The sequence below is a fragment of the Aquaspirillum serpens DSM 68 genome (genome assembly GCF_000420525.1).
Classification (GTDB): Bacteria; Pseudomonadota; Gammaproteobacteria; order Burkholderiales; family Aquaspirillaceae; genus Aquaspirillum; species Aquaspirillum serpens.
The window spans coordinates 1-8705 of the sequence record NZ_ATVC01000082.1; the positions used below are offsets into that span (position 1 = coordinate 1).

General features: G+C 49.2%; 8 protein-coding genes and 4 tRNA genes. 6 read left to right on the forward strand and 6 right to left on the reverse strand.

Annotated features, from left to right (window positions below):
- From G465_RS0111960 to uvrC, 3 genes are all read right to left on the reverse strand, one after another.
- A tRNA-Gly gene (locus tag G465_RS0111960) sits at positions 1-76 on the reverse strand.
- An 84-nt stretch (positions 77-160) separates the two neighbouring features.
- Positions 161-727: a CDP-diacylglycerol--glycerol-3-phosphate 3-phosphatidyltransferase gene (gene pgsA, locus G465_RS0111965; RefSeq protein WP_022654688.1), complete on the reverse strand. Its 567-nt coding sequence runs from the start codon at positions 725-727 to the stop codon at positions 161-163.
- A 25-nt stretch (positions 728-752) separates the two neighbouring features.
- A complete protein-coding gene (gene uvrC / locus G465_RS0111970; RefSeq protein WP_022654689.1) occupies positions 753-2573 on the reverse strand; it encodes an excinuclease ABC subunit UvrC in 1821 nt (606 codons plus the stop codon).
- A 120-nt stretch (positions 2574-2693) separates the two neighbouring features.
- Between uvrC and guaB the strand changes: the two genes are divergently transcribed.
- Together guaB and G465_RS0111980 are read left to right on the forward strand one after the other, a co-directional pair.
- Entirely contained in the window at positions 2694-4154 is a 1461-nt protein-coding gene (gene guaB / locus G465_RS0111975) for an IMP dehydrogenase (protein WP_022654690.1), read from the forward strand.
- A 78-nt stretch (positions 4155-4232) separates the two neighbouring features.
- Positions 4233-4697 (forward strand): GNAT family N-acetyltransferase, encoded by a 465-nt coding sequence (locus tag G465_RS0111980; protein WP_022654691.1) that lies wholly within the window; start codon positions 4233-4235, stop codon positions 4695-4697.
- 288 nt (positions 4698-4985) lie between these two features.
- Here G465_RS0111980 and G465_RS0111985 read toward each other — a convergent pair.
- The 3 genes from G465_RS0111985 to G465_RS0111995 form a co-directional block, all read right to left on the reverse strand.
- Positions 4986-5061 (reverse strand) — tRNA-Ala (locus tag G465_RS0111985).
- Between the two features lie 20 nt (positions 5062-5081).
- Positions 5082-5157 (reverse strand) — tRNA-Glu (locus tag G465_RS0111990).
- 21 nt (positions 5158-5178) lie between these two features.
- Positions 5179-5254: transfer RNA gene (locus tag G465_RS0111995), tRNA-Ala, on the reverse strand.
- 162 nt (positions 5255-5416) lie between these two features.
- On the opposite strand from G465_RS0111995, the gene hpnC reads away from it, so the two are divergent.
- The 4 genes from hpnC to G465_RS0112015 form a co-directional block, all read left to right on the forward strand.
- Positions 5417-6235, forward strand: coding sequence for a squalene synthase HpnC (gene hpnC / locus G465_RS0112000; RefSeq protein WP_022654693.1), 819 nt, complete (start codon positions 5417-5419; stop codon positions 6233-6235).
- 22 nt (positions 6236-6257) lie between these two features.
- Positions 6258-7094 (forward strand): presqualene diphosphate synthase HpnD, encoded by an 837-nt coding sequence (gene hpnD, locus G465_RS0112005; protein WP_022654694.1) that lies wholly within the window; start codon positions 6258-6260, stop codon positions 7092-7094.
- Positions 7070-8350, forward strand: coding sequence for a hydroxysqualene dehydroxylase HpnE (gene hpnE / locus G465_RS0112010; protein WP_022654695.1), 1281 nt, complete (start codon positions 7070-7072; stop codon positions 8348-8350). Before hpnD ends, hpnE begins: the two co-directional genes overlap by 25 nt.
- Before the next feature lie 11 nt (positions 8351-8361).
- A partial coding sequence (locus G465_RS0112015; protein WP_022654696.1) for an SDR family NAD(P)-dependent oxidoreductase occupies positions 8362-8705 on the forward strand: 344 nt, incomplete at its 3' end.

Consider the following 8705-nt stretch of genomic DNA (forward strand, 5'->3'; position numbering starts at 1 on the left):
TGGAGCGGGAAACGAGGCTCGAACTCGCGACCTCAACCTTGGCAAGGTTGCGCTCTACCAACTGAGCTATTCCCGCTTTGCTGTCTGCACATTCGTTTGTGCGAGAGACGTGTATTATAAACACTCTCTATCTGCTGTCAAGCACTCTGTTGCAACTTTTTTAACGCCGAAACTGCTCTGCTGCCATTTTGAGATAGTAAACCATTGACCACAAAGTCAAAATTGCCGCTACAACCATTAAACCATTTCCAAATAAAAAGGGATCGAGGCCCGGAATCAGCGGTTGTGCATACAGCAATAACAAAATGGCCACCATCTGCGCCGTGGTTTTTAACTTACCAATATAAGCCACTGCCACGCTGCGATGCGCACCTAACTGTGCCATCCACTCACGCAAGGCCGAAATCGTAATCTCACGACCAATGATAATCATCGCCAACCATCCCGACGTGCGGCCCAGCTCAACTAACAGAATCAATGCCGCTGCCACAATCAATTTATCAGCGACAGGATCGAGAAAAGCCCCAAATGCCGAGGTTTGCCCCCATCGGCGCGCCAGAAAACCATCTAACCAATCTGTTATCGCAGCAAGGGCAAAGATCAGCGCGGCAAGGGTATTACGCATTTCCCCAGCAAGTATCGGTTCAGGCCAATAAAACAGCGCCACAAAAACGGGAATGAGTGCAACGCGCAGCCAAGTTAAAAAGATCGGAAGATTAAACGGCATGAAAATTCACAATTTTTAATTAGGGTTAACAAGAAAAAGTTGGCGGTGCATCAGGATGCAAGGCATAGTAAACGCGCTCGGCCAATTTACGGCTCATGCCTTCAACTTTGGCAATATCCTCGATACTCGCCGCCATCACCCCACGCAATCCACCAAAATGGGCCAATAACCGTTGTCGGCGGCGACTGCCGATTCCCTCGATATCTTCCAATCGAGATTGCACCCGCGCTTTGTTACGCCGTTGGCGGTGGCCGGTGATGGCAAAGCGGTGTGCCTCGTCGCGAATGGTTTGGATCAAATGCAAAGCGGGATGATTTTTGCCCAATTGTACCGATTTTGCCGCATAGTCTAGTATCAGTGTTTCACAACCTGGGCGCCGGCCTTCTCCTTTTGCGACTCCGATGATCGGGATATGACTCAATCCCAATTCTTCTAATACCTGCTTTGCCACATTCACTTGCCCCTGCCCACCATCAATCAGGACAATATCAGGCGTGGCGGCCTCGCCTGCGACAGTTTTCTCATAACGCCGCGATAACACTTGTCGCATCGCCGCATAATCATCACCGCCGACAATCCCTTCAATATGATAGCGCCGGTATTGGCTCGGTTGCATGGCACCGTGGTCGTACACCACACACGATGCCACCGTCGCTTCACCTTGGGTATGAGAAATATCGAAACACTCTACACGTTGCAGCGGCTCAATCCCACTGACTTCACTGAGAGCGGTTAAGCGTAAACCTTGTTGTTGTGCCAAGTTGTGGCGTTGACTGAGGGCGAGTGTGGCATTTTTCTGTGACATTTCCAGCCATCGCTGCATTTCGCCCTGCTGTGGTTGCACCACCCGTACCGCTTTGTCGGCTTGCTGTGCTAATAAACTGACCACACTGACGTTGATCGAATATTCACAGATCAACAAGGGCGGCACAGGCTGTCCACCGTAATGCTGCAAAACAAAGGCTTCTAAAATGGCTTCAGGTTCCCATTGCTGGCTATTTTCTGGGAATAAGCTGCGATCACCGACATGCCTTCCCCCACGAATCATCACTAAATTGACACAAACTAGATCATGACTTTGGGCGATGGTGATTACATCTGCATCGGTTGTGTTGGCGGTGCTGCTGACATACTGTGTATCTTGCAGTCTGGCTAAGGCTTGGATTTGGTCGCGCAATGTGGCGGCTTGTTCAAATTCCCACGCGGCACTGGCGGCTTGCATGTCTTTTTCTAAACTGGACAGCACATCGTGAGTGCGGCCTTGTAAAAAAGCGACAGCGCGTTGCACATCTTGTTGATATTGCGCTTGGCTGATGGCATCGACACATGGGCCAGAACACCGCTTGATTTGATACAGTAAACAAGGCCGTGAGCGATGATGAAACACAGTGTCTTCGCACGTTCGCAAGCGAAATACGCGTTGCAAAATATGAATCGCCTCGCGTACTGCTTGGCCATTTGGGTAGGGGCCGAAGTATCGCCCTTGCTGTAATGCGCCACGATACAAACTGAGTTGTGGGTAGGCGTGGGGAGAAAATTGCAAGTAAGGATAGGATTTGTCGTCGCGGAATAAAATGTTGTACTTGGGCGCCAAGGATTTGATGAGATTGTTTTCAAGTACCAAAGCTTCGACTTCATTGCGTACAACCGTGGTTTCGATGGCGGCGATTTGTTTCACCATCAAAGCAATGCGAGGCGATAAATCACTTTTTTGGAAATATTGACTGACCCGCCGTTTAAGATCGATGGCCTTGCCGACATACAACACATCTCCGTTGCTATCGAGCATACGATACACACCGGGCAACGTGGGAAGATTGGCGAGAATAGGTTTTGCGTCGAACATAAAAGAAACCAAGCAGCCATCAAAGGCAAAATTGTACTGGGGATTTGATATTGAGCAATATCAATTTCCCTCTTATCGCCGACATCGGTATAATGCGGCTTTGCCGCCAAAGGAAACGCCATGCGTATCGTTCAGAAAGCTTACACCTTCGACGACCTCCTGCTTGTTCCCGCTCACTCCAACGTTTTGCCTCGCGATGTGAGCTTATCTACCCAGCTAACCCGCCGTATCCGCCTGAATCTGCCTGTTGTCGCTGCTGCGATGGACACGGTGACTGAAGCCCGTTTGGCCATTGCTCTGGCACAAGAAGGCGGGATTGGTATTTTGCACAAAAACATGCCTGCTGCTCGTCAGGCACTGGAAGTCTCGAAAGTTAAACGCCACGAATCAGGTGTGGTGAAAGATCCGATTACCATTAAGCCGGATATGTTGGTGCGCGATGTGATCGCCTTGGCGCGTGAGCACCGGATCTCGGGTTTGCCAGTGATTGAAAATGGCAAAGTGGTTGGGATTGTGACCAATCGCGATTTACGTTTCGAATCTCGCTATGACATGCCAGTGCGTTCGATCATGACGCCACAAGATAAACTGGTTACCGTGAAAGAAGGTGCTTCGTTAGATGAAGCGCGCGAATTGATGCACGCTAACCGCCTTGAGCGCGTGTTGGTCGTGAATGAAGCTTTTGAGTTAAAAGGCCTCATTACGGTGAAAGACATCATCAAAACCAGCGAAAAACCGTTGGCTTGCAAAGACAGCCACGGCCAATTGCGTGTGGGTGCTGCGGTCGGTGTGGGCGAAGGGACAGATGAGCGTGTTCGCTTGTTGGTCGAGGCCGGTGTCGATGTGATTGTGGTGGATACTGCCCACGGTCATAGCCAAGGGGTGTTAGATCGCGTGCGTTGGGTGAAACAAAACTTCCCACACGTTGATGTGATTGGCGGCAATATTGCCACCGCCGCCGCTGCGTTAGCCTTGGTGGAAGCCGGCGCTGATGGTGTGAAAGTTGGTATTGGCCCAGGCTCGATTTGTACCACGCGTATTGTTGCCGGTGTTGGTGTGCCGCAGTTGACGGCGGTTTCGAATGTCGCGACTGCGTTGGCAGAAACCGGCGTGCCGTTGATTGCCGATGGTGGCATTCGTTTCTCTGGTGATATTGCCAAGGCGATTGCTGCTGGGGCAAATTGTGTGATGTTGGGTGGTTTGTTGGCTGGGACTGAAGAAGCCCCCGGTGAGATTGAGTTATACCAAGGTCGTTCGTTCAAGAGCTATCGCGGCATGGGTTCGCTCGGTGCAATGCAGCAAGGTTCCAGTGATCGTTACTTCCAAGATAATGAAGGTAATGTCGATAAGTTGGTGCCGGAGGGGATTGAAGGCCGTGTACCGTACAAAGGTTCGGTGATTGCGGTGATTCATCAGTTGATGGGTGGCTTGCGTTCGTCGATGGGGTATTGTGGTTGCGCTTCTATTGAGGATATGCGGACTAAGGCAGAGTTTGTTGAGATTACGTCAGCAGGTATGCGTGAATCGCATGTGCACGATGTGCAAATCACAAAAGAAGCACCAAACTATCGCTTGGATTGATATTGTTGCAATAACAATGACAGTAACGACGCCTCGCATGATTGCGGGGCGTTTTTTATTATTTTGTGGAGGGGACGTATGATTGTAATTCGTAATTATAAAGAATCAGATGTTCGTGCGCTTTGGGATATTCGCTTTAGAACAATTCGCGAAGTTAATATCAAGGATTACTCTAAGGAGCAAGTGGAGGCGTGGGCTCCAGCGTCATTCGATATCAAAGACTGGTCGGAAAAATTATCCAGATTATCTCCATTTATTGCTGAAATTGATGGCACCATAGTTGGTTATGCTGACCTTCAAGTTGATGGTTTGATTGATCACTTTTTTTGTCATTATCAATATCAGGGACAAGGGGTAGGTAGAGCTTTAATGGAGCATCTTTTTAAGGTAGGCACGAGCAAAGGGATTTATTGTTACTATTCTGCTGTTAGTATTACAGCAAAACCATTCTATGAAAAATTTGGTTTTTCAGTCAGTAGAGAACAACTTGTTGAAGTTCGAGGACAAATTTTTAAAAACTTTCTCATGACGAGAAGCTTATAGCTTATTTATTTGTTATTGTTTTTTGGTATTGAACATGAAAAGGATAATCGAAAAACTCTCTATTGATCCCTCTGGTTCTTGGGATACAGAAAATCACTTTCGGGCTATGGCTGCCGTTGGTGATCCACAGCGGGCGTTGGCTATCTTAGACCGATTAGATCAAGTTGATGAGCACCCAAGTTTATTAGATGGAGAGACTTCGAAGTAGAAACGGTAATTTGCTTGTTGATAAGCAATACTAGGACGCAAAAAAGCCAGCATAAATGCTGGCTGATCTTTATATTCGTTTGGTGGAGGTAAGCGGGATCGAACCGCTGACCTCTTGCATGCCATGCAAGCGCTCTCCCAGCTGAGCTATACCCCCACTGAATTTGACTTTTTAAGTGGCGTCCCCACGGGGATTCGAACCCCGGTTATCGCCGTGAAAGGGCGGTGTCCTAGGCCTCTAGACGATGGGGACGTACTTTTAACAGTAAGTCTTTGGTGGAGCTAAGCGGGATCGAACCGCTGACCTCTTGCATGCCATGCAAGCGCTCTCCCAGCTGAGCTATAGCCCCAATTTGGCCTTTCGCGTAACTGCTGGGCTACGCGAAGTGGGGCGAACTATAGAGTATGTTTTTCCCTTTGTAAAGGCCTTTTTCGTTAAAACAAAAATTCTTTACATGGGTGCGGTATACTGACAAGCTTTTTCTGTATTCAATCACTGCAAAGATTGCCTGATGGCTGCTCCGTCACATTACGAAAACTTTCCTGTGGGTTCATTGCTGTTGCCCCGACGCATCCGCCCTGCGGTGCATGCAATCTACCACTTTGCCCGCTATGCAGATGATCTTGCTGATGAAGGGGAGGTTGACGTCCAAACTCGGCTTGATGGCTTGCAAGATTGTCGCAATAAACTGTGTGCCATCGAAGCCGGCGATCCCTTCCTGCATGATGCGATTTTTGGGCCATTGGCAGCGGCGATACAACAACATAGTTTGCCGTTTTCCCATTTTTACGATTTGCTCGATGCGTTTGAACAAGATGTGACTGTCTCGCGGTATGAAACCTTTGCTGACGTGGTGGCGTATTGCCGCAAATCTGCCAATCCGGTTGGACGGTTGATGCTGCATTTGTTTGGCGAGCACGATCGGCGTGCATTGGCGATGAGTGACGGCATTTGTACGGCATTACAGCTCACCAACTTTTTGCAAGACGTGGCGATTGATTGGCAAAAAGGGCGGGTGTATTTACCGCAAGAAGAATTGCGCCGCTATCGCGTGGCGGAAACACAAATTGCCAACCAAGACTGTAGTGGCTTGTGGGAAATGATGATGCGGGCTCAGGTAAAACGCGCGCGTGATATGTTGGGCGCGGGGGCTCCTTTGGCAAAGCAATTGCCTGGTCGTTTTGGTTTTGAATTACGTTTGATTGTGATGGGTGGAGAAACGATTTTACGTAAGATCCACCGTGCCGGAGGAGATGTGTTTAGCCAACGTATTCGCCTAGAAAAACGCGATTGGCTCTATATGTTTTACCGTGCGCTACGCGCTAATTGATGTTTGAAATAAGGATAGTTGAGTGACGCCTGACGAATATTGCCAAGACCGTGCTGCAAAAAGCGGTTCGAGCTTCTATTACAGTTTTCGTTTTCTACCAGAAGAACGTCGGCGGGCGATTACTGCGCTATATGCTTTTTGCCGTGAAGTCGATGATGTGGTGGATGAGTGCACAGATGAAAATGTGGCGCAGACCAAACTGGCTTGGTGGCGGTCTGAGGTCGATAAAATCTATGCCGCTTGTCCTGAGCATCCGGTAGGTAAAGCATTATTACCGCATGTCAGTACCTATGATTTGCCGCAGGGTTTACTGCACGAAATCATTGATGGCATGGAAATGGATTTGCAGCAGGCACGTTATAACAGCTTCAAAGACTTACAACTCTATTGTCATCGTGTCGCTGGTGTGGTTGGGCAATTAGCTGCCCAAATTTTTGGCTATCAAGACCACCGCACCTTGAAATATGCCCATACCCTAGGCTTGGCGTTTCAACTGACTAATATTATTCGTGATGTTGGAGAAGATGCACGCCGTGGGCGGATTTATCTTCCAGTAGAAGATTTACAACGTTTTCAAGTGCCGGCAAGTGATGTGCTGAATTATCGAGAAACCCCCGCTTTTCGTGAGCTGATGTTGTTTCAAATTGAACGTGCAGAACAATACTATCAACAAGCACTCGACTTATTGCCCAAGGTTGACCGCAAAACACAGCGCCCTGGCTTGATGATGGCTGCGATTTATCGTGCCACATTGGAAGAGATTCGCCGCGATGGGCCAGAAAAAGTCCTCAATCAGCGTTTGAGCTTAACTCCGATTCGGAAATTATGGTTGGCATGGAAAACCTCCGTGTTGCCATAATCGGCGGGGGCTGGGCGGGTATTAGTGCTGCTGCGACGTTATTGCGGCACGCCTCTCGTCCTCTGCAAATCACCCTATTTGAAGCCGGCAAGCAGCTGGGTGGACGTGCACGCAATGTGCAGCTAGATCAATATGTGTTGGATAACGGCCAACATATTTTGATGGGTGCTTATCACGATACGCTGCAACTGTGGCAACAACTTGGCGTGATAGAGCATGAAGTCGTGCGCCGCCAGCCTTTTTGCTTACAGGTGGTTCAAGGCCAACAGACCGTTTTGAAATACCAACTGCCAACCTCTGGCCCGCATTGGTGGCGTTTATTACAAGCTGGTTTAACCGTACAAGGTTTGTCATTGCCAGAATGCTGGGCGTTGATGCGCGCCATCGGTGCTTTACTCACCCAACCCATCTCGTCCCATCTCACGGTAGCTCAATGGTTAGCGCAGACGCGGCAAACGCCACACTTGATTCGCAAATTGTGGGAACCGTTGGTGTTAGCGGCGTTGAATACGCCTTTATCTACTGCTTCGATGCGGGTGTTTGCCCAAGTTCTGCGCGATAGCGTGTTTGCTGGCGCGAGCGCGAGTGATTTGCTACTGCCAACACAACCACTATCAGCCTTGTTAGCTTTGCCAGCATTATCATTTTTGCAACAAAACGGTGTAAGCTGTTGTCTACAACAGCGCGTCAAACGGGTGCAGGCGGTTGAACAAGGGGCATTGGTCGATGGTGTTTTCTATCATGCGGTGATTGTGGCAACTGCACCGCAACATACAGCGGCCTTATTGACACAACCGCTGCCTGATTGGCCGCAATGGGGCTACCATCCGATTGCAACGGTGTACTGTCGTTATGCCGAACAGGTGAAATTGCCTTGTCCGATGGTGGGTATTGCCGGTGGTTTGGGGCAATGGGTGTTTGATCGACAGTCTCTGTATGGTGAAAATGGCATGATAGCGGTGGTGATCAGTGGCCCGGGTGAACATCTCTCTTGGTCACAAGATGAACTTATCCGCCATGTCACCACAGAAATATCAGCGTGTTTTGCCGCACCACAACCTTTGTGGGCGCGTGTTGTGGTAGAAAAACGCGCGACTTTTGCCTGTGTCGCTGGGCGCGAGGTGCCGCAATCAACACCGTGGCCTCACATTTATTTAGCGGGTGATTATTTAATCGCCGATTATCCTGCAACCTTGGAAAGTGCCGTGCGTTCAGGCAAACTGGCTGCAACCCAATTGCTTAATCAATATCAATAAAAGTGATGAAAATGAGTTTTCCCCTCCCTGATGCCGACAGTTTGCGTGGGCGTGTCATTTTAGTAACCGGTGCCAGCCAAGGTTTAGGCCGTACGGTGGCATTAGCGGCAGCGCAACACGGTGCTACCGTAGTGTTGTTGGCACGCAGCGTTCGTAAACTAGAAAAGGTCTATGATGAAATTGTGGCACAAGGTGGAGCTGAGCCGGTGGCGATTCCGCTTGATTTATTAACAGCAGAAGAAGCGCAATTTAACGACCTTGCTTTACAAATTCACAAGGTCTTGGGTCGGCTTGATGGGATTGTGCATTGTGCCGCCCACTTTTATGCCTCCTCACCCTTGATCAATCAAACAGT

What these genes read in the sequence shown, in the direction of transcription:
- guaB (WP_022654690.1), top strand. Translation starts at nt 2,694, where the DNA reads ATGCGTATCGTTCAGAAAGCTTACACCTTCGACGACCTCCTGCTTGTT.
- hpnC (WP_022654693.1), top strand. Translation starts at nt 5,417, where the DNA reads ATGGCTGCTCCGTCACATTACGAAAACTTTCCTGTGGGTTCATTGCTG.
- pgsA (WP_022654688.1), bottom strand. Translation starts at nt 727, where the DNA reads ATGCCGTTTAATCTTCCGATCTTTTTAACTTGGCTGCGCGTTGCACTC.
- hpnE (WP_022654695.1), top strand. Translation starts at nt 7,070, where the DNA reads ATGGAAAACCTCCGTGTTGCCATAATCGGCGGGGGCTGGGCGGGTATT.
- uvrC (WP_022654689.1), bottom strand. Translation starts at nt 2,573, where the DNA reads ATGTTCGACGCAAAACCTATTCTCGCCAATCTTCCCACGTTGCCCGGT.
- G465_RS0111980 (WP_022654691.1), top strand. Translation starts at nt 4,233, where the DNA reads ATGATTGTAATTCGTAATTATAAAGAATCAGATGTTCGTGCGCTTTGG.